Genomic DNA, 26,858 nt, shown 5'->3' on the forward strand with positions numbered 1-26,858 from the left:
CATATATGACAGTGATTACGGACATTACCGAGCTGATTGGGAATACACCGCTTCTCCGCTTGAAGAACTTTGATGTTCCAGAAGGAGTCGCGGTGTATGCCAAGCTTGAAATTATGAATCCAGGGGGAAGCATCAAAGACAGACTGGGAGATATGCTGATTCGTGACGCGCTCGATTCAGGCAAGGTGAAACCCGGCGGAGTGATTATAGAAGCTACGGCAGGCAATACAGGGATCGGCCTTGCGTTAAGTGCCAGAAAATATGGGCTGAAAGCGATTTTCTGTGTCCCTGAACATTTCAGCAGAGAGAAACAGCAAATTATGCAAGCGCTTGGCGCATCAATCATTCATACACCGCGTCAAGACGGAATGCAGGGAGCCATTCAAAAAGCCATTCAGCTGGAGACTGAAATTGAAAATTCTTATTGCGTCTTGCAATTCAAAAACCAAGTAAATCCATCGACTTACTATAAGACGCTTGGACCTGAAATGTGGGAAGCGCTTGACGGGAATATTCATACGTTTGTCGCAGGGGCAGGATCAGGGGGCACGTTCGCAGGAACAGCTTCCTTCTTAAAAGAAAAAAATCCAGCAGTCAAAACGGTGATTGTTGAACCGGAGGGCTCGATTTTAAACGGAGGAGAGCCTCACGCTCATAAAACAGAAGGCATCGGCATGGAGTTTATCCCCGATTATATGGATAAGAGCCATTTTGACGAGATCTACACCGTAACAGATGAGAATGCGTTTAGACTTGTGAAAGAAGCGGCAGAAAAAGAAGGCCTGCTGATCGGAAGCTCTTCAGGTGCAGCGCTTTATGCGGCATTGGAGGAAGCGAAAAAAGCATCCGCTGGAACTAACATTGTCACAGTATTTCCTGACAGCAGCGATCGATATATCAGCAAACAAATATACGAAGGAGGCATCTGATATGAAGAAAAAAACATTGATGATACATGGCGGAATCACAGGTGATGAGAAAACAGGCGCAGTTTCCGTGCCCATTTATCAAGTAAGCACGTACAAGCAGCCGAAAGCAGGACAGCATACAGGCTACGAGTATTCAAGAACGGCCAATCCTACTCGAACCGCTCTCGAAGCACTTGTGACAGAACTGGAAAGCGGGGAAGCAGGCTATGCGTTCAGCTCAGGAATGGCTGCCATTACAGCGGTTATGATGCTGTTTAACAGCGGAGATCATGTCGTGTTGACTGATGATGTGTACGGCGGAACATATCGCGTGATGACAAAGGTGCTTAACCGTCTTGGCATTGAATCAACATTTGTTGATACGAGCAGCAGGGAAGAAGTTGAAAAAGCGATTCGCCCTAATACAAAAGCCATTTATATTGAAACACCGACAAACCCGTTGCTCAAAATCACCGACCTGACGCTCATGGCTGATATCGCAAAAAAAGCGGGTGTTCTGCTTATTGTAGACAATACCTTTAACACTCCTTATTTTCAGCAGCCGCTTACTTTAGGCGCTGATATCGTACTTCACAGTGCGACAAAATATCTTGGCGGACACAGTGATGTCGTCGGAGGTTTAGTTGTGACAGCTTCGAAAGAGCTTGGAGAAGAGCTGCATTTTGTGCAAAACTCCACAGGCGGCGTGCTTGGCCCTCAAGATTCCTGGCTGTTAATGAGAGGAATCAAAACGTTGGGACTCAGAATGGAAGCGATCGATCAAAATGCGCGGAAAATCGCAAGCTTTCTTGAGAATCACCCTGCTGTCCAAACGTTATATTACCCTGGTTCTTCAAATCATCCCGGACATGAGCTTGCAAAAACGCAAGGATCGGGCTTCGGCGGCATGATCTCCTTTGATATTGGCAGTGAAGAACGGGTTGATGCGTTTTTAGGAAATCTGAAACTGTTTACCATTGCTGAAAGCCTGGGGGCGGTTGAAAGCTTAATTTCTGTTCCTGCAAGAATGACACATGCCTCTATTCCGAGAGAACGCCGGCTTGAGCTCGGCATTACGGACGGCTTGATCAGAATTTCTGTAGGAATTGAAGATGCGCAAGACTTGTTGGAAGATATCGGCCAAGCGCTTGAAAATATATAACAAATGGATAGAATTACTTTCTCTGTAAGTCGCCGGATTATATTATAATAGTCGTATACTATGAATCTGGCAGGTGATTCTTTTGAACAAAAATAGAATGAAATCTTTAAAAGAAGACTACAAGCATTTTGCTTTTACATTGCTTGCAGTCAGCACTTTTTTATATATAGGCGCAGTTCTCCCTGATCAAGGCTTAACATTAGGCCAGAAATCGACGATGTTTTTAGCGGATTGCGTATTTTTAGCCGGTGCCTTCTTTTGCGCTGACCGTTCACTTATTTACAAGAAGCGTTTGGAAGAAGCCGACGAATAAAAAAACAGCCATCATCAAGCGATGGCTGTTTTTCTGTTATTGTTCTCGAAGTTCTTTTCCCATGCCTTTTAAAAACTGAAGGCCGAAGCCGACGGCTCTGTTAATGTCAGGGTCGTTCATTGCTTTTAACAGGTCGAGAACCCCGACTTTCTTGTCTTCTTTTAAAAAGCTTTGTGCCTGTTCAGTCCCAGCCATTACGCTTTCTAAAAGCTTTGCTGTAAACTCAGGATCGGCTTTTGTCAATGCGCCTCCGGCGGCCATCATCGTGTTGATGAGGTTGGTGACAGGCTCGCGGGAAACTTGGCCAAGCGCAATCTTGGCAATGTCTTCCTTCGCTCTGAGCATGCTTGTTGCCGCATCAAAAATTCCAAGATCATTGAGTTCATTCATTAACGTCATCGTTTTAGAGACGGAGTCCTCATTTTCCGCCAGCAGCTCTTTCAGTTCTTCTATTTTTTCAAGCTTAATTTGCTCAGCTGTTTTTGTTTCTTTTTTGATCGTTGTAATCGGAGTGGCCATTCGTTTTCCTCCTATCGTTTAATCAGTCAGATGGACATAGCCAGGGCGGTTCCATTTTCTTTCCGCTTCGACTCCGTTTTGCGGATGCCGTTTTTTGTTGCGCGGATTTGTTTTTGGAAGCGGCGCTGTTTCACAGCCGCCAAGCACTTCCATGCGGACCTTTGTCTGTTTATAAGCAGGCGTGTTCGTCCGTTTATCAGCTGCAGGGCCCGTCAAGAAGTTAATCGCTGACTCCTTGTCTGTCGAGTTCATTGGCAGATAGAGTTCATTTTTCCGTACCCGATTTGTGATCAGCGCGTTCAATTTGACTGCTCCGAACGGAGAAACGAGCCGTACAAGCGAACCGTCACAAACACCTCGCTCTTGTGCAAGCTCAGGTGAGATCTCAACGAATACATTCGGCACTTTCGCTTGGATGCCTTTCGATTTATTTGTCATGTTTCCTTCGTGGAAATGCTCCAGCATCCGGCCGTTATTGATATGAAGGTCATATTCCTCCGGAAATGCCGCTGGCTCGGTCCAATCAGAAAGGGCAAAACGGGCTTTTTTGTCAGGGAAATTAAATCCGTCTTCATACAGAAGCGGTGTGCTTTCACCTGTGAAGCTGCCCCATAGGAAGCTGTTCCAGCCTTCAAGCACCTCATAGCTTGCTTTGGCAAACAGAGGAGAAAGACTCGCCATTTCAGAGAAAATGTCACTTGGATGGCTGTAATTCCAATTCGCTCCTAAACGGTTTGCCACCTCTTGAATAATCCACCAGTCCGGTTTTGCGTCACCAAGCGTCGGAAGCGCCTGATACAATCGCTGGACACGGCGTTCTGTGTTGGTAAATGTTCCGTCTTTTTCAAGTGAAGGAGTGGCCGGCAAGACGACATCAGCATATTGAGCTGTTCTTGACAGGAAGATGTCCTGTACCACGAAGAAATCAAGGCTTGATAAAATATCATGCACATGGTTCGCGTTTGAATCGACCAGTGCCATATCCTCACCGACAAGATACATAGCTTTCATTTTTCCTTCTTCAATGGCATGAAGCATTTGAATATTATCTAAACCAGGCTTTCCATCAATCTCGACACCATATGCCTCTTCAAATTTAGCACGGGCCTTGTCATCTGTAATATGCTGATATCCCGGCAGCCAGCCTGGCAATGTTCCCATATCACATGCGCCTTGCACGTTATTGTGTCCGCGCAGAGGATAAGCGCCGGCACCTGGACGGCGATAGTTGCCCGTAGCGAGAAGCAGGTTTGAAATGGCTGCTGATGTATCAGAACCGCCTGTATTTTGTGTGACACCCATTCCCCAAAGGACACAAGTGCCGTCAGCATCACGAATCATTTCAGCAATTTGAATGATGTTTTCTTTTGAAAGGCCTGTGATGCGTTCTGCATAATCAAGCGTATACGTTTTAAGGGTTTCTTTATAATCTTCAAAGTAATTGACGTTCTCATCAATAAACGCCTGATCGTGCCAGCCTTGGTCGATCATATATTTCGTAACAGCCATCAGCCAAACTTGGTCTGTGCCTTGTTTAGGGCTGATGAACAGATCGGATCGCTCAGCCATCTCATTTTTACGCAGGTCGGCAACAATCAGTTTTTGACCGTGGAGCTTGTGTGCCCGTTTGACGCGTGTTGCGAGCACTGGGTGTCCTTCCGCCGGATTGGCACCGACAATGATGACGAGACCTGCTTTGGCAATATCTTTAATCGTGCCGGCGTCACCGCCCATGCCGACAGTGCGGAACAATCCGTCTGTAGCAGGAGACTGGCAGTAGCGTGAGCAGTTATCGACGTTGTTTGTTTCAAATACCTGACGCGCTAGTTTTTGAATGACGTAGTTTTCTTCATTCGTAATTTTAGAAGAAGAAATAAACCCGACAGAGCCTTTACCGTACTGCTCTTTAATTGATCCTAATCTGCTTGCGACAAGATCGAGGGCCTCTTCCCAAGAAGATTCCACAAAGGCTCCGTTTTTACGGATTAAAGGCTTTGTGATCCGCTCTTTTGAATTGACAAAATCCCAGCCGAATTTCCCTTTGACACATGTGGAAATAGCGTTAACCGGAGCATCAGAAACAGGCTGGATCTTTAAAATATCCCGTCCTTTTGTCCATACTTCAAATGAACACCCGACACCGCAGAACGTACATACAGTTTTCGTTTTTTTCGTTCTTGTTTCACGCATTGCCGCTTCGACTTCAGAAATGGCAAAAATGCTGCCATACCCCGGTTCAACATTTTTCACGAGATCAATCATCGGTTCCATGACGTCCTCTTTAATGCCTGTCATAAAACCAGCCTGCCCGAGCATTGATTTTTCCATCAGTGCATTACATGGACATACTGTTACACACTGACCGCAGCTGACACAGGAAGATTCATTGATCGGAACTCCCTCATCCCAAATGACGCGAGGGCGTTCGCGTTCCCAGTCGATTGAGAGTGTTTCATTTACCTGAAGGTTTTGACAGACCTCAACACACTGGCCGCAGGCAATACATTGGTTTGGATCATAGCGGTAAAAAGGGTGAGACATATCAACCGCGCAAGAAGGATCTTCTTTTGGCGTGTATGGGTATTTTTGATGCTCGATCCCCATCATTTCCGCTGTATTATGCAGCGTACAGTTGCCATTGTTGTTATCGCAAACTGTACAATACAGCAAATGATTTTCAAGAAGGCGGTCCATCGCTTCGGTTTGCGCTTCTTTCACTCGATTTCCTGAAAGATCAATAGACATCCCGTTTTCTGCAACCGTCGCGCATGAACGAACCAGCTTGCCGTTTGCCTCTACTATGCAAGTATCACAAGTTTGAATCGGGTCAACCTCTGGTACGTGGCAAATCTGCGGGTACTCAATTCCGTTTTCATTTAAAATATCTAAAATTGTGGCCCCTGCTCGTGCTTGAATTTCTGTTCCGTCTACACGGACACTGATCGACTTAACGTCCATCATATTCATATTCCCCTCCATCTTTCTTTCAAGAAGTCAAAAAAAGCCATGTATAGATACACCTGCCCTTAATTCTAAGAAGGTGTAAACACACATGGCGGAATAGTTCACTAGCAAGTCTTACTAACAGACCAATCCTTGATTTTTATAAAACGATAGACTCATAACAAGATCCTATTACAAATCCATCAACACTGCTTTTATTATAATGTGATATTTATTATAATACAATATGGCAGGAAAATTTTAACCAAGTGAAATGTCCTGAGGGGAACCGGGAAAAGCCTTTATAAGGCAATATCGGAAGGGGTAATCAGCATGTCTAAAAAAATTCATGAATTCAATGATATTATTCGAAAACTTCGTAAAGAATTGTTCGGAAAAGGGCCTGAGAGAATTCATACTGTATTTGTAGAAAACATGGCAGTTTCAACACTATACGGAAATCTGAGTGCAAGCGAGCAGTTTATCGCCCGCACGCCTGAAGGAAGAGAGATGGTACATGCGGCCCGGACAAGCCTAATTCAAGACCTTTATTCCAAACAAACACCGGAAGGAATGGAGGAACTCATGGGAGCTAAGCTAGTCCATTTGTTTTCTGATATTAAAATTGAGGAAAACATAGCTGTATCTGTATTTGTTTTTGACCGAAAAATAGATGAGCAAAAAGAAGTTCTGCAAAGCTAGTATATTTGTCATTGACACAAATTTGTCACATTTGTTATGATGTTGCTACAGTTATAGAAGGCTAAAGCAATGGAATGTATGCACGAACTGTATATATTCTCTTTCAATATCTTATATACTGCTTGATATTGTTGTATGGGTATGCATACAAGTTAGGCAGCATTCAAACGCCTGGTTTGACACAGGTTATTTGAGTGCTGCCTTTTTTATTGCCTTTCTTGCATAACTGTCAGAAAAGAAGAAGTAATGGAGGCGTTTAATTATGGCTTTTCGAAAACCGGATGAAATAGCGGAAGCAGCAATTGAAGCAGGGATGAAAAAAATCAAGCTCCCGCTGCCGTCACTGCTTGTGCTGGGGTTTTTAGGCGGTGCATTTATCGCGCTTGGGTATTTGCTTGATATCAGGGTAATTGGCGATCTTCCGAAAGAATGGGGGAGCCTGTCCAGTTTGATTGGTGCAGCAGTATTTCCAGTCGGCCTGATCCTTGTCGTTCTCGCTGGCGCTGAACTGATCACAGGCAATATGATGTCAGTTGCGATGGCGTTATTTTCGAGAAAAATATCAGTAAAAGAGTTAGCGATTAACTGGGGAATCGTCACAATTATGAACTTAATCGGCGCATTGTTTGTTGCTTACTTTTTCGGGCATTTGGTTGGATTGACTGAAACAGGTCCTTATTTAGAAAAAACGATTGCCGTTGCCCAAGGAAAGCTTGATATGAGCTTTGGCAAGGTTCTCATTTCCGCCATCGGCTGTAACTGGCTTGTATGTCTTGCAGTGTGGCTTTCTTTCGGCGCCCAAGACGCAGCAGGAAAAATCCTTGGCATCTGGTTCCCAATCATGGCTTTTGTGGCTATCGGATTTCAGCACGTTGTCGCCAACATGTTTGTGATTCCTGCTGCCATTTTTGCAGGTTCATTCACGTGGGGGCAGTTCATCGGAAACATCATTCCGGCTTTTATCGGTAATGTCATCGGCGGAGCTGTATTTGTCGGTCTCATTTATTTTATTGCATATCATAAGAAAGACCACTCCAGAAAAGAAATGAAGCAGGTGTCATGACCAACGGGCAAATCCATTCGATGATTTGCACAATTTCCGTCCATTTTTAGAAAAAGATGTTTACAAAATGGAATTTGGTGGATATACTTACAAAGTAAGAAAAAAGCAAAGGAGGCTGAACCAAAATGACAATGAGACAACGACGTCAACCTGTACGTGATACACATGTAAAAGTTCATGATTTATTCAGCCTGTGGAAGAGTTCGTGTCCTTCCTTAACCGATGCTTATCGCACGCATTAAATTCGGAATAGTCGGACATACGCAACTCCCCGCAGGCAGTAGAGGCATTGGTGTCTTCTTTTGTCTGCGGTTTTTATTTGCCCGCGGCAGAAGGGTTGTGCCGCGGGTTATTTCGCTTGATGCGGACTTTGAAAGGGGGTGAGCGATATGACGATTAACCTATTCTTTTTAACGTTAACGATTAAAAAACGGTTTAAAAGCCTGGAAGAATTCGAACGAGAACAGCAGATTGAGCAGATTTATGATGAAATGAAAGAGTCTCAGTTAAAGCATCTTTATTTAACGAACTGGCGCTAAAAGCAACGAAAAAAACTGAAGGGGGAATGGCATATGCTTAGAAGGGAATTATTGATGCATTATACAATGGAGAAGGACCAAGTTTAGCGAAATAGCTGTCAAGAAAATGCGCGCCTGCATATAGTAAATCAACGTTATTGTGAGGCAGGTGATGGCATGATGAACGATTATCAAAAAAGACTGCCGTCGATTGGCCATGGTTATGCGTCCATGCCGCATTCCTTCAAACATGGTTATGGAAATCCATTCCGACAGCAGAGGCTGATGGCAATGCAGCAGCAAAGGCTGTATGTATTCCCTTATCATTGGCATTAGAAAGAGGGCAGAAAACATTATGTTTTCTGCTTTTTTTGCGGAAAAAAATGAAAAAGTTTAGTTCTATTGAAACATTTTTCAATACATTGCCGTCTAGTTGGTACCTTCCTTCACTTTTAGAAATGAAGATGATGTTTATTTTTTTAAGATAATAAATAAACATAGGAAACCAAAAGCAGGTGTTTAAATTGCTAGAAAATAGACTCTATAAACGATCCAATTTTCGGAAATTATTTTCTCGGAAATATAAGCTAACCAAAACAATTGAGCATATGATGATTGACTCTATAGATATACAAGAAAATGACAGAATTTTAGAAATTGGAATCGGAAATGGCACTGTCTTTAAAAGCATAACCAAGAAACTAGAAAAGGGAAGCCTAAAAAGCATTGATCCTTCAAAGCGAAAGGTAAGACAGATATCACGTGCGAATCGAAAGAATATGGGGAACGGGGAGGTTTTTCATGGCTATCCAGAGGACATTCCCTTTGATGACCGTACCTTTAATAAAGTCTTTTCTTTACATACAGTTCAGAGCTGCACCGATATTAGGCTTGCATTAAGAGAAATTTACAGGGTGCTTCAAATTGACGGCCGGTTTTATATCAGTATTGACACAAATACCGGTGAAAAAGAGAAAACGTATATTCAACTGCTGAAAGATCAGCATTTTAGGGATCTTTCTGTTATCAGGCGTGATTCCTGTCTATGTATTGTGGCTGTTAAATAAAAAATTTCTCGGGAAATATATCCAAGATTCTTACATCTGGATTTGGGTATATTTTCTTAATTTTTTATTTTTTGCATATACTTTATATTAAAAAAAGTTTTTTTCATTTAAACTTATAACAGAAGAGAGAACAAAGAGGTGATTTCAGACAGGGCAGACATTCTTTGTGAACAAAAGGAATGAATATTCATTCCGCAACGAATCGGAGGTTGTAACATTATATGCTATCCGCATCCAGCAGTAAATACGACATGATTATGAAAGCGTCGGTCTCACTTTTTACGGAAAGGGGTTTTGACGCTACCACTATTCCTATGATAGCTGAACGTGCTCATGTAGGGACAGGAACGATCTATCGTTATTTTGACAGCAAAGAAACACTCGTAAACGTGCTGTTTCAAGAAAGCATCCAGCGATTTACGGAAAAACTGAAGCAAGACGTTTCAGAATTGCCTGTCAGAGAAGGCTTTCACCACGTATTTTGCTGTCTCGTTCAGTTTACGAAAGAGAGCGACTATGCGCTTTTTTTTCTTGAAACCAAAAAAGATGCTCATTACTTAAATCATACAAGCAAAAAACTGATAGAAAATCTGACTCAAATGCTTGATGACTATTTTAATAAGGGAAAAGCGGAAGGCGTGATTCGCAGCCTGCCCTCTAATGTGTTAATTGCGATTGTATTAGGGGCGTTTCTCAAGATATATCAGCTCGTTCAAACAGGTGATATAGAGATGGACACTGATTTAATTACTGAATTGGAACAATGCTGCTGGGACGCCATTAAGCTTCATTCATCACAAAAATAGGAAAGGGAGATGTTAATGAAACAGGCAAGCGCAATACCTCAGCCCAAAACATACGGACCTTTAAAAAATCTTCCGCATCTTGAAAAAGAACAGCTTTCTCAATCCTTATGGCGGATAGCTGATGAATTGGGGCCGATTTTCCGTTTTGATTTTCCGGGAGTATCCAGTGTTTTTGTATCGGGCCACAATCTTGTGGCTGAAGTGTGTGATGAAAGCCGCTTTGACAAGAACCTTGGCAAAGGCTTGCAAAAGGTGCGCGAATTCGGGGGAGATGGCTTATTTACAAGCTGGACGCACGAACCGAACTGGCAAAAAGCCCACCGCATTTTGCTGCCGAGTTTTAGTCAAAAAGCGATGAAAGGCTACCATTCTATGATGCTGGATATCGCAACCCAGCTGATTCAAAAATGGAGCCGGTTAAACCCTAATGAAGAAATTGATGTAGCAGACGATATGACACGTCTGACGCTTGATACGATTGGGTTATGCGGATTTAACTATCGATTCAACAGCTTTTACCGTGATTCACAGCATCCGTTTATCACCAGTATGCTCCGTGCCTTAAAAGAGGCGATGAATCAATCAAAAAGACTGGGCCTGCAAGATAAGATGATGGTGAAAACGAAGCTGCAGTTTCAAAAGGATATAGAAGTCATGAACTCCCTGGTTGATAGAATGATAGCGGAGCGAAAGGCGAATCCGGATGATAACATCAAGGATCTCTTGTCTCTCATGCTTTATGCCAAAGATCCAGTAACCGGTGAAACGCTGGATGATGAAAACATAAGGTATCAAATCATCACATTTTTAATTGCTGGACATGAGACAACAAGCGGTTTGCTTTCCTTTGCGATTTATTGTCTGCTTACACATCCAGAAAAACTGAAAAAAGCTCAGGAGGAAGCGGATCGCGTGTTAACGGATGACACGCCTGAATATAAACAAATCCAGCAGCTCAAATACACTCGGATGGTTTTAAATGAAACCCTCAGACTGTATCCAACAGCTCCGGCTTTTTCTCTATATGCGAAGGAGGATACTGTTCTAGGCGGGGAATATCCGATCAGCAAAGGGCAGCCAGTCACTGTTTTAATTCCAAAACTGCACCGGGACCAAAACGCTTGGGGGCCGGATGCGGAAGATTTCCGTCCGGAACGGTTTGAGGATCCTTCAAGTATCCCTCACCATGCGTATAAGCCGTTTGGAAACGGACAGCGCGCTTGTATTGGCATGCAGTTTGCTCTTCAAGAAGCGACAATGGTTCTCGGTCTTGTATTAAAGCATTTTGAATTGATTAACCATACTGGCTACGAACTAAAAATCAAAGAAGCATTAACGATCAAGCCGGATGATTTTAAAATTACTGTGAAACCGCGGAAAACAGCGGCAATCAATGTACAGAGAAAAGAACAGGCAGAAATCAAATCAGAAACAAAGCCAAAAGAAACCAAACCTAAACACGGCACACCTTTACTCGTTCTTTACGGTTCAAACCTTGGGACAGCTGAGGGAATAGCCGGTGAATTGGCTTCTCAAGGCCGCCAGATGGGCTTTACAGCTGAAACGGCTCCGCTTGATGATTATATCGGCAAGCTCCCTGAAGAAGGGGCAGTCGTCATTGTAACGGCTTCTTATAATGGGTCGCCGCCTGATAATGCTGCCGGCTTTGTAGAGTGGCTGAAAGAGCTTGAGGAAGGCCAATTGAAAGGTGTTTCCTATGCGGTATTCGGCTGCGGGAACCGGAGCTGGGCCAGCACGTATCAGCGGATTCCCCGCCTGATTGATGACATGATGAAAGCAAAGGGGGCATCGCGTTTAACAGAGATTGGGGAAGGTGACGCCGCCGATGATTTTGAAAGCGATCGCGAGTCTTGGGAAAACCGCTTCTGGAAGGAAACGATGGACGCATTTGATATTAACGAAATAGCCCAGAAAGAAGACAGGCCTTCATTATCGATTGCTTTTCTCAGTGAAGCGACGGAAACGCCGGTTGCTAAAGCATATGGCGCGTTTGAAGGGGTTGTGTTAGAGAATCGAGAACTCCAGACAGCTGACAGCACGCGTTCAACCCGCCATATTGAATTGGAAATTCCGGCTGGTAAAACATATAAAGAAGGCGATCATATCGGAATCCTGCCGAAGAACAGCAGGGAGCTTGTTCAGCGGGTTCTCAGCCGATTCGGTTTGCAGTCCAATCATGTGATAAAAGTAAGCGGAAGCGCTCATATGGCTCATCTGCCGATGGATCGGCCGATCAAAGTAGTGGATTTATTGTCGTCCTATGTAGAGCTGCAGGAACCGGCATCAAGGCTTCAGCTTCGGGAGCTGGCCTCTTATACAGTTTGTCCGCCGCATCAAAAAGAGCTGGAACAGCTCGTTTCAGATGATGGCATTTACAAAGAGCAGGTACTTGCAAAACGTCTTACCATGCTTGATTTTTTAGAGGATTATCCTGCTTGCGAAATGCCGTTTGAACGGTTTTTAGCACTTTTGCCATCACTAAAACCGAGATACTATTCCATTTCAAGCTCACCGAAAGTTCATGCAAATATCGTGAGCATGACGGTAGGAGTTGTGAAAGCCTCAGCATGGAGCGGCCGAGGTGAATACCGGGGTGTCGCCTCTAATTATTTAGCAGAGTTGAATACAGGTGATGCAGCAGCCTGCTTCATTCGTACGCCGCAGTCCGGATTCCAGATGCCGGATGAGCCTGAAACGCCTATGATTATGGTCGGGCCGGGCACAGGAATTGCGCCATTCAGGGGCTTTATTCAGGCAAGATCGGTTTTGAAGAAGGAAGGAAGCACCCTTGGTGAAGCACTTTTATACTTCGGCTGCCGCCGCCCGGACCATGACGACCTTTACAGAGAAGAGCTGGATCAAGCGGAACAGGAAGGTTTGGTCACAATCCGCCGATGCTACTCGCGCGTCAAAAACGAACCAAAAGAATATGTCCAGCACTTGCTCAAGCAAGATACGCAGAAATTGATGACACTCATTGAAAAAGGGGCTCATATTTACGTATGCGGTGATGGATCACAAATGGCTCCTGATGTAGAGAAGACTTTGCGATTGGCGTATGAAGCTGAAAAAGGAGCAAGTCAGGAAGAATCAGCTGAATGGCTGCAAAAGCTGCAAGATCAAAGACGTTATGTGAAAGACGTTTGGACAGGAATGTAAAATATAAAATCCCGCCAATCTGATTGGCGGGATTGCTTTGCATATGAGAAAACCGGCACGATAATGAAATCTACTGAAAAGGATGTTATAGGGAGTATCGTGCCGGCCTTATTATTCATATCGGCATGCAGAGGCAAAAGTTTAGTTCTTTTTACCTTATTTTTAAAAATAAATAGTCTAAAAGTCTTGTTTTTGATTTTCAACTCAGGCTTTTGGCATTTTGTTCTTGCTTATTCCTTAAGATCAGTCATCTGTTGAAGATTGATGCTTGAATTGCTGTTCCACATGCTTACGGTAATGAAAGTCATGAATCAGCCGAATGGTCGGCCTAATTAACAGCAGCAAACTTCCGATCGCAAACAGCCATATCCCTGCCGACATTAATCGGTCATAAAAAAAGAAAAAGCTCCCGACGAGAAACAAAGCACCAATGATAAAATCGTTTACTGTATAAAGAATCTTATATCGTTTTTTGAAAAAAAGTTCATATCGTTTCAGCTCTTTTTGGAAGTCATGTTCTTCATTTACTGTCACCATCATCCCTCCATTCTATTTTGGCTTACCCTTACGTAAACGGAATGTAAACATAAGGGCAGCCTTGCTGAAAGGAGACATAATCAACGATCAGAAACTAAAGTGAAAAAGTGATCCGCATAGGATCTCTTTTTTATGATTTCATCGCCTGAACAATAAGAGCGGTCAAAGCTTTTGCCCCTTTAGGAACCAAGTGAACACCATCAGGGGTAAAATATTCCGGATGCTGAAGGGCTTCTGTATGCCAGTCAACTAACGTAACATTTTGATGTGCGCTTGCCTGGTGCTGTAAAGATTCATTAACCTTGCTTTCCCATTGGCGGGGAACCCGTGTATTGACAAGATAGATATGGGCTTTTGAGAAAGATTGAAGCAGTTGTTCGATTTGGCTGTTTGTAAAGTAGCCATTGGTTCCAAGCTCAATGATGACAGCCTTGTTCGGCTGATTAAAAGACTTGTACTCCCTTGCGAGTTCCAAAGCTTGAGACATTTGTCTTCCTACCTTTCCATCAATCGTCACATTTGAAAATGACTGACGCAGGTGTGAAGAAATATCAAGCATGACGGAATCTCCTATAGCTAAAACTTCTTTCGCAGTGTCTGCTGGTTTTTTCTGCTGTTGGGATTGCGTGTCTTTCTTTTTATGAGTCTCTTGCCCACTATCTTTGTTTTCCTTTTGACGTTGATCCGATTCTGTTGTCTTTTGTTCAGGATTGTGTTTTTTATCTGCTGCAGCGTTCTTTTTATCCCCAGAAGCCTGGCTGGTGTCAGCATTTGTTTCTTGTGAGCTATAGGTCCATTTGGTAGGGTGCTTTTGCTCTCCGGCTAACCCAGACAGCCCTCCTGCAAAAATAAGTATAGCGAAAATGACGAAACCAATTGACAGTTTGCTGATGACAGATGTCGTTTTCCATTCCTTGATTCTATGTATAAAAACACGGCGGAAAAATGACCTAAATCCCTGTGTCCGTATCGGCTTCTCAATAAAATGATAGGAAAGCTCGGCAAGTATACATGTCACAATGACCTTTAGCACGATATGCCAAAGAACAGGGTTTCCGATTTCTTGAACTGGCGTGCTTAACACAATAACAGGGTAGTGCCAAAGATAAATTCCGTAAGACCTCGTTCCAAGCCACCGAAGCGGCCTCCATGAAAGCAGATTGCCTAAAAAGCTGCTCGGATGGCAAACACATGCAATAAGGATTGCGGCAGTCACGCTAATGAATAGCATTCCGCCTCTGTAAAGAAAAGGCTCGTATTCATCTGTGAAATAGACACACAACACTAAAATACAAAATGCCAAAAATTCAGTGGCGTGCAAAGTGTGCTTCAGTTTGCTTGGCAGCCTGTTGGAAGACAGCCTTTTCATTGGCCATACCAAAGCCAAGGCACATCCGATGAGAAGTTCAAACGAACGAGTGTCTGTGCCATAGTAAACGCGGCTCGGATCTCCGCCAGGTTCATACAGTACGCTCATCATCACGGCTGAACAAAGCGCAAGCAATGATATCACCGCAGCCAATCTGGCGCGGCTTTTCATTATGTACATTCCAACAACTAAAAACATCGGCCATATGATATAAAATTGTTCTTCAATCGCCAGCGACCAAAGGTTTTTTAGAGGTGATGGGGAACCGAAACTATCAAAATATGATAGCTTGTGAAAAATAAACCACCAATTGCTCATATAAAAGAGAGAAGAGATCGCATCTCCACGTACAGTGTGCAATAGTTCTCGATCAAACAATACGACCCACACAACAGTGGAAAAGATCATAAGGTACGCTGCCGGCAGAAGCCGCCGAATGCGGCGCACCCAAAAGTCCCGAAAATCAAGATTGATATCATTTCCATATGCCGGTAATAGAATAGATGTAATCAAATATCCGGATAAAACAAAAAAGATATCAACTCCGATAAAACCTCCGTTAGCCCAATTGAAATTTAGGTGATAAGCGATAACTGACAGGACGGCAAAAGCGCGAAGGCCATCAAGTCCAGGGATGTATCGATGATGCTGTGTCTTGTGATACATGGGAATTCCTCCAATAGTATGCAAATATTCTCGTTGTTTTTGATAGCGAGGTTACGACCTCGAAAGAGAAGAGAGAAAACATCCATAATCTTAGATGGATGTTTTTATTTTATCGAATATAACGTTCTCCCACGAGCAAGTTAGAAATGACGCTGGTTGGAATTGTAAACTCGGTAACGCCCATATAGCCGGGGGCGACTTCATATTCGTCAAATGAGATCACAAGTTTATGGTCTTCAGTAATGTAAAACGTCTGATCAGGAAGAATCGTTTTGAACGGTTCTGCATCTTCGTCAGTGAGCCAATATATTTTATTTGGATCTTCCTTCATTTGCTGTTTCATTTGCTCTCTAATATTTTGACTGATGACTTTAATATAGCGCTCATCTTTGAATAAGCTTTTTAATGTAAGTAAAATATCATTCTTTTTGTCAATTGTAATATAACGGCTTTGTGTGTAGGAAGATGCTTGTGTTTTTTCAATATTGCGCCGGATCGAGAGTAAATCTGGCGTGTCTGTGACCGTCTCGTAATCACTGTAGATGCTGAGATGCCCTTTTTTGTTTTTGGATGTGGACTGTATAAACTCTTTATACAGCTGCTGGCTTTCTTTCAAGTATTTTTGGTTAATGCTGTTTTCCAGCTCTTTATTAGAAAGCCCGGACAAAGCAGGTGTTTTGACATCAATGCTTGATTGGTCTTTTTCCTCTTTGATTTCAATAAAGGTGATCGCTTTGACGATTTTGCCGATGACAGGGATCCTTGACATAGCCTGAGCAGCGTCAGGGTTGATATTAACAAGCGCAGTGAATAAAATAGCTGCAGCGATTGCTGCTGATGTCGGCCACATGACGATTCTTTTCTTTTTTGGTTCTTGCTGAAGGGCTTTTTCAACAATGATATCCAATTCTTTAGGAATCGGAACATTTTTATATTCTTCTCTTAATTGCTGTAATCTCTTATCCATTAAGAAAGATCCTCCTTCGTCAGCTGAATGCGCATCAGCTTCAATGCTCTGTATAGGCGCGTTTTGACGGTATTCGTGTTTTCTCCTGTAATTTCCGCAATTTCTTCTAATTTGAGGTCTTCAAAAAAGCGTAAAATAATAATGGTTTTATAGCGGTACGGCAATTCGTCAAGCGCTTCATGGAGATCAGTATCCTTGTAATGGTCTTCCTTTCCTTTGCTTAAAAATTCTATCGTTTCGTCGTCCATCACTCTTATCTTTTTTTGTTTGCGCAAAAAATCAATGGCTGTCCGCACTAAAATTTTATAAAACCAGCTTTTTATCGTCTCAGGGTTCCTGACCGTTTCAACTGAGCTCAGCGCTTTTTTTATCGATTCCTGAACAATATCTAATGCGTCATCTTGATTTTTCACATAACTGAAAGCCAACCTGTAGAAATCTTGCTTATGGTCAGTTATGCATGTGACAAGCAACGCTTTTGTTGTTTGTTTTTTCTTCATTGCAATAAAGGGCTCCTTTTTGAATATACGTATATCGTAGGCTGTTACCTAGGATAGACGCGGCAGGCTGAAAAATAGTTTGCGCAGAATCACATTTTTTTAAAAGAGAGAAGTAAATCAGCATGGGGGGGTTATGCATAAAAAAACAAGGCTTGTTTTGTACAAGCCTTGTTTTGGTTAAGCGATGCGAATATTATTCCAAATAATGTTTTTTGAAATCTGAATGGATAGAAAATTTACGGCGCAACTGGATGAGATTTTTCCCGAAGCTCTCTTCTAAAAGCTCTCTATGCTTTTTCAGAATTTCCATGAGGTACAGATCATGAATGATCACTTCAGTAATAGGCATGACTAAACCTACATGCATCGTCCATGCAGCACGGCTGTCGTTGCCAAGTGAGACAATGCCTGCTACGACTTCTGAATCATCTCCGCTATAGACAAGCCACCGTCCGTCATACTCTTCTGTAATTTCACTGCTCATATCATGAAGATAAACATTGGCAAAATCAGATACGATGTCTCCGTACGCAATAATGGTGACAATAACGCCTTGTTCTGCCGCCTGTTTGAGCTCTGCTTCTATCTCCTTAAAATCCTCTTTCCATATTTCTAAGAGGATTCTTTTTTTGGCAGATAAGATACAAGCCTTCACCTTTTCAAGAATTTCACTGCGGCCGGTGATATTCCAGATGTTTTCCCGGTCATTAGCAGTCTGCTCGAACTTTTCAAAATATTTCTCAGCCTGATCAAAATGCTCTTCCGCTTTGAGCCGGCGGTTTTTAATCAGTTCTTTTGCGGGGACAGGAACATACTGAGGCGTATTTCCATGACTGACAAAAACATCTCCCCTTATGACAAGGCTTTCCAAGACTTCATAAATTTTAGAACGGGGAACTCCGGATTTTTTAGCAACGGCATAGCCTGTTAAAGGTGATTCTTGCAATAATGCCAAATACGCTTTCGATTCATATTCTGTAAAATTGAGGTTTTTTAAAATGTCTAACATATTTTCTTTCATATATCCTCCAATATAAAGAGCAATCGCTGCCTTAGTAATCGCTATTTTAACAAACCATATTGATTTATTCCAAACACATTGATACACTTTTTATAAGTAGTTACTTTTGTAGCCACTATATGATTAAGGGGATTTTTAAAGGGGGAGAGAACAATGCACAGCTTACTCGCATACATACCGATTGCTGCCATGATGGTTATCATACCGGGGGCAGATACGATGCTTGTGATGAAAAATACGCTTAGGTATGGCCCGAAAGCCGGCCGTTATAACATTCTCGGATTGGCAACAGGACTTTCCTTTTGGACGGTGATTGCCATTTTAGGATTATCAGTGGTGATCGCAAAGTCAGTGATTCTTTTCACAACGATCAAATATTTGGGAGCGGCATACTTAATTTATTTAGGTGTAAAAAGTTTTTTTGCTAAAAGTATGTTTTCGTTAGATGACATGCAATCCCAAGCAAAAAATATGGCAAGTTCTCCGAAACGTTATTATAAAACTTCCTTTATGCAGGGATCACTCAGTAACATTCTCAATCCTAAAACTGTTTTGGTGTATGTTACAATCATGCCCCAATTTATCAATTTGAACGGAAATATAAACCAGCAGCTCATTATTTTAGCTTCAATCCTAACCTTATTAGCGGTGTTGTGGTTCCTGTTTCTTGTTTATATTATTGATTACGCAAAAAAATGGATGAAAAACTCGAAGTTCCAGAAAGTGTTTCAAAAAATTACCGGAATAATATTAGTAGGTTTCGGCATCAAAACTGGTTTGAGTTAACACTTAAATGAAGTGAATGAAATTTGAAACCAAAGTTTAATTTGTGTTTGACCCATAAAAAAGACAAGGGAGTGAGTATCCCTTGTCTTTTTTTTATTTCATCTTATGTCCTCTGCGGGTTTGCACCTTATACAAAATAATCAATAAAACAAACCAGACCGGGGTGACAAACAAAGCAATACGTGTATCATCCGCGAGTGCCAATATGACAAGAATGAACGCGAGAAATGCAAGTGTTAAATAGTTGGATAATGGGTAAAAAGGCATTTTAAATTTGTTTGCTTTCGCTTCATGCTGCCTTGTTTTTCGATATTTCAAATGGCAAATCACCGTGATGCCCCAAATAAAAATGAAGCATATTGTAGAAACACTTGTAATCAGTGTGAAGACTTGCTCGGGCATTAAATAATTCAGACTAACGCCAATCAGAATGGCGATGGATGAAAAGAACAGCGCATTGCTTGGCACGTTAGAAGAAGTTAATTTCTTTAATAGTCCAGGTGCGTGATGATCCTTTGCAAGCGAATAGACCATTCGGCTTGTGCTGAATAAAGCGCTATTTGCAGCTGATGCGGCTGATGTTAATACAACAAAATTGATCAAACTGGCAGCCACAACGATGCCTACTGCAGAGAAGACCTGAACAAATGGGCTTTCGTTTGGATTCAACACATTCCAAGGATAGATACACATAATCACGAAAAGTGCGCCAACATAAAAAAGTAAAATCCGGACAGGGATTTGATTGATGGCTTTAGGGATCACTTTTTGGGGATTTTCTGTTTCACCTGCTGTCAGTCCAACAAGTTCAATACCCACGAAAGCGAAGACGACCATTTGGAAAGAAAGGATAAACCCATGCCATCCATTTGGGAACATGCCGCCGTGGCTCCAAAGGTTGGTGAGGCTGGCAGGGCCGGAAGCTGCCGAAAAACCTTTTGCAATCAGGAAAATGCCAGTTACGATCAGAGCCAGTATGGCAATGACTTTGATCAATGCAAACCAAAATTCTAATTCTCCGAAAAGTTTAACGGTGGCAAGGTTCATGATCAGCAGGATAATAAGCGCAAGAAGACCCGGCAGCCATTGAGGCACATCGGGAAGCCAATATTGCGTATAAATGCCGACCGCCGTTAAATCAGCCATCGCGAGGGAAATCCAACAGAACCAGTAGGTCCACCCAGTGATAAATGCTGCCATGTTTCCTAAATAGTCCCTTACAAAATCAACAAAAGAGTGGTATCCCGCATTTGATAAGAGCAGTTCTCCGAGCGAACGCATAATGAAAAAACAAAATACGCCGGTGATCAAGTAAGCAAATAAAATGGATGGTCCTGCAAAATGGATGGATTTACCTGAACCTAAAAATAAACCTGTACCGATTGCACCTCCAATCGCCATTAATTGTATATGCCTGTTTTTAAGGCCTCTAGACAATTTCTGTTGCTGGCCAAAATTGTCTTTGCTAGAATTGCCTATCAATTTTATTTTCCTCCAGTAATAAAAAGATGAGTAAAGTTTTATCGGATATTATAACATTTAAAAGAATAGATACTTTTATTTTTAAATTTTAAAACTATTTTAAGTGCTGTTACATGTCTTCTGGCTCTATTTTTCACTCGTGATTCTACCTGAATAGCAGAGTAAAACAGGAAAGTCATTTGGACAATCTGACAGGCTAGTTTGAATCGGTAACGATTTGTATAATTGCATACCCACTATGTTTGAGACCTGCAGGGGGGATCAAATCGAGAGAATCGGAGATAAAGTTTTTAAGCTTACAGATTTCTTAACCTTCAAAGTGGATTGCAAAAATGACGAAGTTTTGCAAATTGTAATACTGTGGCGGTCACATATTGTGTCCGTCTTTTTAGTTGTGAGCGAACTTAAGGGGTTATATTTGGGTAATTTGTCATGATCTATAAGATTCATTTTTTGTCATTGATGATTTTGACATCATTACATTCCCCGAGAATGATAAACTGTTTACTGATTATTACTTTTGAAGGGGACTGGCCCTCCAGAACTGAGCATCTATCATACTAATATGAGATGCAAATGATTCAACATGTAAACATATACGCATAAAAGCCAGTTTTGTCAATCTGCTATAGAGACCTTTTTAAACGTGTATCAGCAGATAATCTCAACGCGGACTATAAAGTTTCGAAATATTCTTGTTAATGGCTTATCTAATAAGGACAAAGGATGATAGACGTGAGAAGAATAGATAAAATATACCATCAGCTCAAGCATAATTTTCATGATTCAACCTTAGATCATCTTTTAAAAATACAAGGGAATTCAGCAAAGGAGATTGCCGAGCAGCTGAAAATGGAGCGGTCCAATGTCAGCTTTGAATTGAACAATCTCGTCCGGTCCAAAAAGGTCATCAAAATTAAAACGTTTCCTGTAAGATACATCCCAGTCGAGATAGCAGAAAAATTATTCAACAAGAAATGGGAAACAGAGATGATGGAAGTGAAAGACCTTCAGGCGTTTTCCGGAAATTCAAAGCAAAATCATCAACACATTTCCACGAATCCCCTAGAGCTTATGATAGGGGCAAAAGGGAGTTTGAAGAAAGCGATCTCCCAGGCAAAAGCAGCTGTCTTTTATCCGCCGAACGGTCTGCATATGCTCCTCCTAGGGCCGACTGGTTCCGGTAAATCCCTTTTTGCGAACCGAATTTACCAGTTTGCCATTTACTCTGACATATTGAAGGCCGGCGCACCATTTATTACATTTAACTGTGCAGACTACTACAACAATCCTCAATTATTGCTTTCTCAATTATTCGGACACAAAAAAGGTTCATTTACAGGTGCTGCCGAGGATAAGGCGGGTTTAGTCGAACAGGCCAATGGGGGCATTCTTTTTATGGATGAAATCCACCGTCTCCCTCCCGAGGGACAAGAAATGCTGTTTTATTTTATTGACAGCGGTTCTTATAACAGGCTTGGAGAATCTGAACATAAACGAACATCGAACGTATTGTTTATTTGTGCGACTACAGAAAATCCGAGTTCTGCACTATTGAAAACGTTTTTGCGAAGAATCCCAATGACCATTCATATTCCTTCGCTTGAAGAACGATCGCTTAAAGAAAGAGTGGATCTGACGACGTTTTTATTAGGGAAAGAAGCAGAGCGAATTAAGAAGAATCTGAGTGTGCATATCGATGTCTATAATGCGCTTATTCACTCTGCGAAATTTGGGAATGTCGGACAGCTGAAATCAAATGTCCAGTTAGTTTGCGCACACGGATTTTTGCATAACCTTGACAGAAATGAAGTTATTGAACTGACTGTTCGCGATCTGCCTGATGAAATCAAGCAAGAATGGATGTCCAGCAGCAAAAACATGCAAAGAAGCAAAGCCATTTCTGAATATGTCAATATTACAACGATTATCTCTCCGATTGTAGAAGATGAAACAACAAAAATTGACGAAGACCTCTCATTTAACTTATATCATTTGATTGAGGAAAAAGTGAAAACGCTTATGAAAGAAGGTTTATCCAAAAAGGATATTAACCAGTACATCTTGACTGATGTCCATTTGCATGTCAGAAGTTTTTTTCATCATCAAGCTTTTCAAAAAGACAACCTGCTGACATTCGTTGAAGATGATGTGATTCAAATGACAAAACAGTTAAAAGAAATAGCTGAACATGAGCTTGATTGCACATTTGACCGTAAGTTTATTTATTTCTTGAGTATGCATATTGACGCATTTTTAAAGCGAGGAAAGCAAATTGATGTTTTGAATACACAGGAGACAGATGAAATTCGTGATACTCATGTGAAAGAATATCGGGTGGCGTTGATTTTTAAAGATAAAATTCAGGAATATTTTAAAGTGGCTATTCCTGAAATAGAAGTCATCTACTTAACGATGTTAATTCATTCCATCAAATCGTTAAAGGAGAACAAAAGAGTCGGTATTATCGTGGCTGCTCATGGAAACAGCACGGCGAGTTCAATGGTTGAAGTCGCGACAGAACTGCTGGGGAGTACGCCGATTGCAGCAGTTGACATGCCGCTTACTGTTTCACCTTCGGACATTCTTGAATGCGTAGCAGAAAAAATGAAACAGGTTGATGAAGGCGAAGGTGTTTTAATGCTGGTAGATATGGGGTCGCTTGCAATGCTGGAAAGCAGGCTGGAGGAAAAGACAGGTATTTCTATTAAAACGATCAGCAATGTTACGACTTCAATGGTGCTGGATGCTGTCAGAAAGGTCAACTATTTGAATTTAAATTTGCATGCGATCTATCAATCGGTCACGAAGGATTTTATCGAGTTGTGGGAGCGTCAGCCAGCGGCACCCGGCAAAAAGAAGGCATTGGTATCCATCTGCACCACGGGCAGCGGGACGGCCAAAAAGCTGGAAGACATTCTAACCACGATCGTAAACAAGGCCTATGATACACCGATTCACATATTGACCGTATCATCGATTAAGCTGGCCAACAGCATAAAAGAAATCGAAAAAGAGTATGAAATCCTTGCGACAGTCGGAACGAAAGACCCTAAAATCAATGCTCCACATGTATCTTTAGAAGTGTTAATTGAAGGGGAGGGAGAGAAGCTGATTCAACAGGCGATTACAAAAGGAAGCATCCCCTTGAGCAATGGATTGAACGAAGCAAATATTATTGTTAGGGAGCTTTGCGAGGATAGCCTGAAAAAATACCTTGTCTTCTTGAATCCCCATCATGTGATCGAAATGTTATTGGAGTGGCTGCAAACCGTTCAAGATGAGCTGGGGGTCATTTTCAATAATGCGGTTTTGATCAAAGTCATTATGCACACGGCTTTCGCCTTTGAAAGGGTAATTAAGCAAAATCCGATCGCTTTCTCAGAGGAAGAAGAGATCAATGATCAGCTGAAGGAAATGGTGTACGTGACAGAGCGAACATTAGCCCCTTATGAAGAAAAGCTCGGACTTCGCATAAGTGATGATGAAAAATTATTTATAGCCGCCATATTTGCTGAAGAAGTGCATGGCCAGCTGTTTTAAAAACAGTATTTTCATATGAACCTGTATTAAATGGAACACCATTTTAATACAGGTTTATTTTTTTCGTTTTAAGTGTTTCAACAACAAATTGCGATTGGCTGAAATAACAATGAAAACGCTTAACACAACTGTGTTGGCACGATCCTTGCATTATATATGGATGTACAAAACAGGAAAGGAGCAATAGACATGATTTCAGTTATTATCAGCGGTCATGGAGATTTTCCCATAGCATTAAAAGAGTCTTCAGGGATGATATTCGGTGAAGAAAATAACCTGATTGCAGTGCCGTTTTTTAAAGGGGAAGGAATACAAACGCTGCAAGAAAAATATCATCAGGCGCTCAAGGATATCCCGGAAGAACATGAAGTGCTTTTTTTAGTCGATATTTTTGGAGGGACGCCATATAACGCGGCAGCTTCCTTTATTGCTGAGGATCAAAGAATGGATATGGCAGCCGGCGTAAACCTGCCGATTCTGCTGGAGGTATTAAGCCTGAGAGAACATCTGGCTCTCAAAGATTTGCTGAACAACTTAAAAGCAATGAGTCAGCAAAGCTTTCAAGTGTGCAGTGAACATTTAGAAAAAGTAAAAACAGCCAATCAAGATACAAGAGAGGATGAATTATGATGAACATTGTGTTAGCAAGAATTGATGACCGCTTTATTCACGGCCAAATCCTGACAAGGTGGATAAAAGTCCATGCAGCCGACCGAATCATCGTTGTCTCCGACGATATTGCTCAGGACGAAATGAGAAAAACGCTGATCCTTTCTGTTGCGCCTTCAAATGTAAAGGCGAGTGCCGTCTCGGTTTCTAAAATGGCAAAAGCATTTCATAGTCCGCGCTACGAAGGGGTAACGGCAATGCTCTTGTTTGAAAATCCGTCCGATATTGTATCTCTTATAGAAGCAGGTGTACCGATCAAAACCGTAAACGTCGGGGGAATGCGTTTTGAAAATCACCGCAGGCAAATCACAAAATCAGTCAGTGTCACAGAACAAGATATAAAGGCATTTGAAACATTAAGTGACAAGGGCGTGAAACTGGAATTGAGGCAGCTGCCTTCAGATGCCAGTGAGGATTTTGTGCAGATTTTACGGAACGTAACAAAATAATCAAGGGGATGAGAATATGTCTTCATTACAAATTATTTTGTTGTTAATCATTGCAGCAATCACCGGAATCGCAAGTGTATTGGATGAAGGGCAGACACACCGTCCGCTTGTGGCCTGTACGTTGGTTGGCTTGGTGCTCGGGGACTTAAAAACGGGAATTATTCTTGGAGGCACACTGGAGCTGATGGCGCTCGGCTGGATGAACGTCGGGCTTGCCATGGCACCTGATACAGCGATCGCCTCTGTCATCTCAACCATTTTAGTTATTACCGCTGATCAAGGAATTGGCGAAGGGATTGCTGTCGCTGTTGCTTTAGCAGCTGCGGGTCAGGCGCTGACGATTTTTGTTCGGACGATCACTGTCTTTTTCATCCACCGCGCTGATCAATATGCGAAAGCGGGAAATATAAAAGGAATTGAAATTATGCATATTACCGCGATGGTGTTTCAAGCTTTGCGCGTCATGATTCCTACATTGATTGTTGCTTTAATTAGTGTCAGCGCTGTTCAGGCGTTCCTGGGAAATATTCCTGATGTCATTACAAAAGGACTGCAAATAGGCGGAGGCATTATTGTGGTTGTCGGGTATGCCATGGTGATCAATATGATGAATATTCCTTATTTAAAGCCATTTTTCTATATTGGTTTCTTATTAGCGGCGTTTACCGATTTTAACTTAGTGGGATTTGGAGCCCTTGGTCTCTGTCTGGCGCTTTTATACCAGCAGGTGATGCAAAAACAAAGCGCTCACGGAGCAGTCGCGGCCGCATCAGACAGTGGCAGTGTTGCTGTTTATGATGACGATGATGATCTTGATGCCTAAACGATGAGGGGGGAAGAAAAAATGGAGAAAGAAAAACGATTAACGAAGAAAGAAATTTTCAGCATGTTTATTCGTTCAAATTTTTTACTCGGTTCCTTTAACTTCGAACGTGTGCAGGCAATGGGATATTGTTATGTCATGATACCGGCGATCAAAAAATTGTACGGTCCCGGAGCGAAAAGAAACGAAGCCTTGCAGCGGCATTTGGAATGGTTTAATACACATCCGTGGCTGACAGCGCCTATATTTGGTGTGACGGCAGCCATGGAAGAAGAAATGGCGAACAATAAAGGAATTGACGGAAAAGCGATAAGCGGAATGAAAATTGGTTTGATGGGACCAATAGCGGGCGTAGGCGACCCAATTTTCTGGGGAACGATTCGTCCTGTCTTAGCTGCGCTAGGAGCCTCCCTTGCTTTAGGAGGAAACATTGCCGGCCCTTTGCTATTCTTTTTCTTGCTGAATGCCATAAGATTAAGCACAAAATATTATGGATTAAAGTATGGCTATGTGAAAGGAATGGAGATTCTTCAGGATTTAGCGGGGAATCGCATTCAAAAGCTTACAGAGGGCGCTTCGATTCTCGGATTATTTGTTATGGGGGCTCTCGTGTCCAAATGGACCACCATCAACATTCCAATCGTTGTATCCAGGATTAAGGATGAAAGCGGAAAAGTAGATGTTCAAACGGTACAAAATGTGTTAGACAGCATTATGCCGGGTGCGCTGCCTCTCGGATTAACGTTATTGGTGGCATGGATGCTTCGCAAAGGGGTGAATCCTCTTCTCATTATTTGCGGCATCTTTGTCATCGGGATTCTCGGGTATTGGGCTGGATTCTTAGCATAAGGTGTGTGAAGGAAAA

Annotated in this window: 25 protein-coding genes; 16 read left to right on the forward strand and 9 right to left on the reverse strand. The window is 42.2% G+C overall.

The features are described from left to right. Positions 1–5 precede the first annotated feature (5 nt). The 3 genes from FB592_RS12595 (at position 6) to FB592_RS12605 (ending at position 2,383) form a co-directional block, all read left to right on the forward strand. A complete protein-coding gene (locus tag FB592_RS12595; RefSeq protein ID WP_141949558.1) occupies positions 6–929 on the forward strand; it encodes an O-acetylserine dependent cystathionine beta-synthase in 924 nt (307 codons plus the stop codon). 1 nt (position 930) lies between these two features. Continuing rightward, positions 931–2,070 (forward strand): bifunctional cystathionine gamma-lyase/homocysteine desulfhydrase, encoded by a 1,140-nt coding sequence (locus FB592_RS12600; protein WP_015714422.1) that lies wholly within the window; start codon positions 931–933, stop codon positions 2,068–2,070. 82 nt (positions 2,071–2,152) lie between these two features. Continuing rightward, positions 2,153–2,383, forward strand: a complete 231-nt coding sequence (locus tag FB592_RS12605) for a YrhC family protein (protein WP_003237358.1) — start codon at positions 2,153–2,155, stop codon at positions 2,381–2,383. Positions 2,384–2,419: 36 nt separating this feature from the next. Here FB592_RS12605 and FB592_RS12610 read toward each other — a convergent pair whose 3' ends face one another. After that, positions 2,420–2,902: a helical membrane plugin domain-containing protein gene (locus tag FB592_RS12610; RefSeq protein ID WP_103330419.1), complete on the reverse strand. Its 483-nt coding sequence runs from the start codon at positions 2,900–2,902 to the stop codon at positions 2,420–2,422. An 18-nt stretch (positions 2,903–2,920) separates the two neighbouring features. Then, positions 2,921–5,863, reverse strand: coding sequence for a formate dehydrogenase subunit alpha (fdhF, locus tag FB592_RS12615; RefSeq protein ID WP_134991384.1), 2,943 nt, complete (start codon positions 5,861–5,863; stop codon positions 2,921–2,923). Between the two features lie 315 nt (positions 5,864–6,178). Here fdhF and FB592_RS12620 point away from each other — a divergent pair, with 315 nt between their 5' ends. The 7 genes from FB592_RS12620 (at position 6,179) to cypB (ending at position 13,181) form a co-directional block, all read left to right on the forward strand. Then, positions 6,179–6,547, forward strand: coding sequence for a Na-translocating system protein MpsC family protein (locus tag FB592_RS12620; protein ID WP_003229814.1), 369 nt, complete (start codon positions 6,179–6,181; stop codon positions 6,545–6,547). Between the two features lie 262 nt (positions 6,548–6,809). Next, on the forward strand, positions 6,810–7,610 hold the full coding sequence (locus tag FB592_RS12625) for a formate/nitrite transporter family protein (protein ID WP_046160640.1): 801 nt from the start codon (positions 6,810–6,812) through the stop codon (positions 7,608–7,610). A 389-nt stretch (positions 7,611–7,999) separates the two neighbouring features. Beyond that, positions 8,000–8,149 carry a YrzI family small protein gene (locus tag FB592_RS12630; protein WP_004399102.1) on the forward strand — a complete coding sequence of 50 codons (150 nt, stop codon included), beginning with the start codon at positions 8,000–8,002 and terminating at the stop codon, positions 8,147–8,149. Between the two features lie 156 nt (positions 8,150–8,305). Beyond that, complete coding sequence (locus FB592_RS12635; RefSeq protein ID WP_003229817.1) at positions 8,306–8,464, forward strand: hypothetical protein; 159 nt, start codon at positions 8,306–8,308, stop codon at positions 8,462–8,464. A 188-nt stretch (positions 8,465–8,652) separates the two neighbouring features. Further along, complete coding sequence (locus FB592_RS12640; protein WP_046160639.1) at positions 8,653–9,195, forward strand: class I SAM-dependent methyltransferase; 543 nt, start codon at positions 8,653–8,655, stop codon at positions 9,193–9,195. A gap of 221 nt (positions 9,196–9,416) precedes the next feature. Then, the gene (gene fatR / locus FB592_RS12645; RefSeq protein WP_141949559.1) at positions 9,417–10,001 is read left to right on the forward strand and encodes a transcriptional regulator FatR; all 585 of its coding nucleotides are present in this window, start codon (positions 9,417–9,419) and stop codon (positions 9,999–10,001) included. A gap of 15 nt (positions 10,002–10,016) precedes the next feature. Then, the gene (gene cypB / locus FB592_RS12650) at positions 10,017–13,181 is read left to right on the forward strand and encodes a bifunctional cytochrome P450/NADPH--P450 reductase CypB (RefSeq protein WP_141949560.1); all 3,165 of its coding nucleotides are present in this window, start codon (positions 10,017–10,019) and stop codon (positions 13,179–13,181) included. A 243-nt stretch (positions 13,182–13,424) separates the two neighbouring features. On the opposite strand, the gene FB592_RS12655 is transcribed toward cypB, so the two are convergent. The 5 genes from FB592_RS12655 to FB592_RS12675 form a co-directional block, all read right to left on the reverse strand. Continuing rightward, positions 13,425–13,715 (reverse strand): YrhK family protein, encoded by a 291-nt coding sequence (locus FB592_RS12655; RefSeq protein ID WP_087614863.1) that lies wholly within the window; start codon positions 13,713–13,715, stop codon positions 13,425–13,427. Positions 13,716–13,848: 133 nt separating this feature from the next. Next, a complete protein-coding gene (oatA, locus tag FB592_RS12660) occupies positions 13,849–15,753 on the reverse strand; it encodes a peptidoglycan O-acetyltransferase OatA (RefSeq protein WP_141949561.1) in 1,905 nt (634 codons plus the stop codon). 109 nt (positions 15,754–15,862) lie between these two features. After that, on the reverse strand, positions 15,863–16,720 hold the full coding sequence (gene rsiV, locus FB592_RS12665) for an anti-sigma-V factor RsiV (RefSeq protein ID WP_014480396.1): 858 nt from the start codon (positions 16,718–16,720) through the stop codon (positions 15,863–15,865). Further along, positions 16,720–17,220, reverse strand: a complete 501-nt coding sequence (gene sigV / locus FB592_RS12670) for an RNA polymerase sigma factor SigV (RefSeq protein ID WP_004398891.1) — start codon at positions 17,218–17,220, stop codon at positions 16,720–16,722. The genes rsiV and sigV overlap by 1 nt, the downstream gene beginning before the upstream one ends. Before the next feature lie 193 nt (positions 17,221–17,413). Then, positions 17,414–18,241 carry a TrmB family transcriptional regulator gene (locus FB592_RS12675; protein ID WP_004398526.1) on the reverse strand — a complete coding sequence of 276 codons (828 nt, stop codon included), beginning with the start codon at positions 18,239–18,241 and terminating at the stop codon, positions 17,414–17,416. Positions 18,242–18,394: 153 nt separating this feature from the next. Between FB592_RS12675 and FB592_RS12680 the strand changes: the two genes are divergently transcribed. Next, complete coding sequence (locus tag FB592_RS12680; protein ID WP_003229828.1) at positions 18,395–19,027, forward strand: LysE family transporter; 633 nt, start codon at positions 18,395–18,397, stop codon at positions 19,025–19,027. 93 nt (positions 19,028–19,120) lie between these two features. Here the strand turns inward: FB592_RS12680 and FB592_RS12685 are convergent, their stop codons facing one another. Next, positions 19,121–20,509 (reverse strand): amino acid permease, encoded by a 1,389-nt coding sequence (locus tag FB592_RS12685; protein WP_032726277.1) that lies wholly within the window; start codon positions 20,507–20,509, stop codon positions 19,121–19,123. Positions 20,510–20,547: 38 nt separating this feature from the next. After that, a complete protein-coding gene (locus tag FB592_RS12690; RefSeq protein WP_121517033.1) occupies positions 20,548–20,688 on the reverse strand; it encodes a hypothetical protein in 141 nt (46 codons plus the stop codon). Positions 20,689–21,244: 556 nt separating this feature from the next. On the opposite strand from FB592_RS12690, the gene levR reads away from it, so the two are divergent. The 5 genes from levR (at position 21,245) to levG (ending at position 26,842) form a co-directional block, all read left to right on the forward strand. Next, a complete protein-coding gene (gene levR, locus FB592_RS12695) occupies positions 21,245–24,052 on the forward strand; it encodes a transcriptional regulator LevR (RefSeq protein WP_141949562.1) in 2,808 nt (935 codons plus the stop codon). A gap of 189 nt (positions 24,053–24,241) precedes the next feature. After that, on the forward strand, positions 24,242–24,682 hold the full coding sequence (gene levD / locus FB592_RS12700) for a PTS fructose transporter subunit IIA (RefSeq protein ID WP_003246144.1): 441 nt from the start codon (positions 24,242–24,244) through the stop codon (positions 24,680–24,682). Next, positions 24,682–25,170, forward strand: a complete 489-nt coding sequence (gene levE, locus FB592_RS12705) for a PTS fructose transporter subunit IIB (RefSeq protein WP_004399158.1) — start codon at positions 24,682–24,684, stop codon at positions 25,168–25,170. The genes levD and levE overlap by 1 nt, the downstream gene beginning before the upstream one ends. 16 nt (positions 25,171–25,186) lie before the next feature. Next, positions 25,187–25,993 carry a PTS fructose transporter subunit IIC gene (levF, locus tag FB592_RS12710; RefSeq protein WP_014477476.1) on the forward strand — a complete coding sequence of 269 codons (807 nt, stop codon included), beginning with the start codon at positions 25,187–25,189 and terminating at the stop codon, positions 25,991–25,993. 21 nt (positions 25,994–26,014) lie between these two features. Beyond that, positions 26,015–26,842, forward strand: a complete 828-nt coding sequence (gene levG / locus FB592_RS12715; RefSeq protein ID WP_003229834.1) for a PTS fructose transporter subunit IID — start codon at positions 26,015–26,017, stop codon at positions 26,840–26,842. The last annotated feature ends 16 nt before the right edge of the window (positions 26,843–26,858 follow it).

The organism is Bacillus sp. SJZ110 (genome assembly GCF_006715455.1).
GTDB classification, from domain to species: domain Bacteria; phylum Bacillota; class Bacilli; order Bacillales; family Bacillaceae; genus Bacillus; species Bacillus subtilis.

What these genes read in the sequence shown, in the direction of transcription:
- FB592_RS12595 (WP_141949558.1), top strand. Translation starts at nt 6, where the DNA reads ATGACAGTGATTACGGACATTACCGAGCTGATTGGGAATACACCGCTT.
- FB592_RS12600 (WP_015714422.1), top strand. Translation starts at nt 931, where the DNA reads ATGAAGAAAAAAACATTGATGATACATGGCGGAATCACAGGTGATGAG.
- FB592_RS12610 (WP_103330419.1), bottom strand. Translation starts at nt 2,902, where the DNA reads ATGGCCACTCCGATTACAACGATCAAAAAAGAAACAAAAACAGCTGAG.
- fdhF (WP_134991384.1), bottom strand. Translation starts at nt 5,863, where the DNA reads ATGATGGACGTTAAGTCGATCAGTGTCCGTGTAGACGGAACAGAAATT.
- FB592_RS12620 (WP_003229814.1), top strand. Translation starts at nt 6,179, where the DNA reads ATGTCTAAAAAAATTCATGAATTCAATGATATTATTCGAAAACTTCGT.
- FB592_RS12625 (WP_046160640.1), top strand. Translation starts at nt 6,810, where the DNA reads ATGGCTTTTCGAAAACCGGATGAAATAGCGGAAGCAGCAATTGAAGCA.
- FB592_RS12630 (WP_004399102.1), top strand. Translation starts at nt 8,000, where the DNA reads ATGACGATTAACCTATTCTTTTTAACGTTAACGATTAAAAAACGGTTT.
- FB592_RS12635 (WP_003229817.1), top strand. Translation starts at nt 8,306, where the DNA reads ATGATGAACGATTATCAAAAAAGACTGCCGTCGATTGGCCATGGTTAT.
- fatR (WP_141949559.1), top strand. Translation starts at nt 9,417, where the DNA reads ATGCTATCCGCATCCAGCAGTAAATACGACATGATTATGAAAGCGTCG.
- cypB (WP_141949560.1), top strand. Translation starts at nt 10,017, where the DNA reads ATGAAACAGGCAAGCGCAATACCTCAGCCCAAAACATACGGACCTTTA.
- oatA (WP_141949561.1), bottom strand. Translation starts at nt 15,753, where the DNA reads ATGTATCACAAGACACAGCATCATCGATACATCCCTGGACTTGATGGC.
- rsiV (WP_014480396.1), bottom strand. Translation starts at nt 16,720, where the DNA reads ATGGATAAGAGATTACAGCAATTAAGAGAAGAATATAAAAATGTTCCG.
- sigV (WP_004398891.1), bottom strand. Translation starts at nt 17,220, where the DNA reads ATGAAGAAAAAACAAACAACAAAAGCGTTGCTTGTCACATGCATAACT.
- FB592_RS12675 (WP_004398526.1), bottom strand. Translation starts at nt 18,241, where the DNA reads ATGAAAGAAAATATGTTAGACATTTTAAAAAACCTCAATTTTACAGAA.
- FB592_RS12680 (WP_003229828.1), top strand. Translation starts at nt 18,395, where the DNA reads ATGCACAGCTTACTCGCATACATACCGATTGCTGCCATGATGGTTATC.
- FB592_RS12690 (WP_121517033.1), bottom strand. Translation starts at nt 20,688, where the DNA reads ATGACTTTCCTGTTTTACTCTGCTATTCAGGTAGAATCACGAGTGAAA.
- levD (WP_003246144.1), top strand. Translation starts at nt 24,242, where the DNA reads ATGATTTCAGTTATTATCAGCGGTCATGGAGATTTTCCCATAGCATTA.
- levE (WP_004399158.1), top strand. Translation starts at nt 24,682, where the DNA reads ATGAACATTGTGTTAGCAAGAATTGATGACCGCTTTATTCACGGCCAA.
- levF (WP_014477476.1), top strand. Translation starts at nt 25,187, where the DNA reads ATGTCTTCATTACAAATTATTTTGTTGTTAATCATTGCAGCAATCACC.
- levG (WP_003229834.1), top strand. Translation starts at nt 26,015, where the DNA reads ATGGAGAAAGAAAAACGATTAACGAAGAAAGAAATTTTCAGCATGTTT.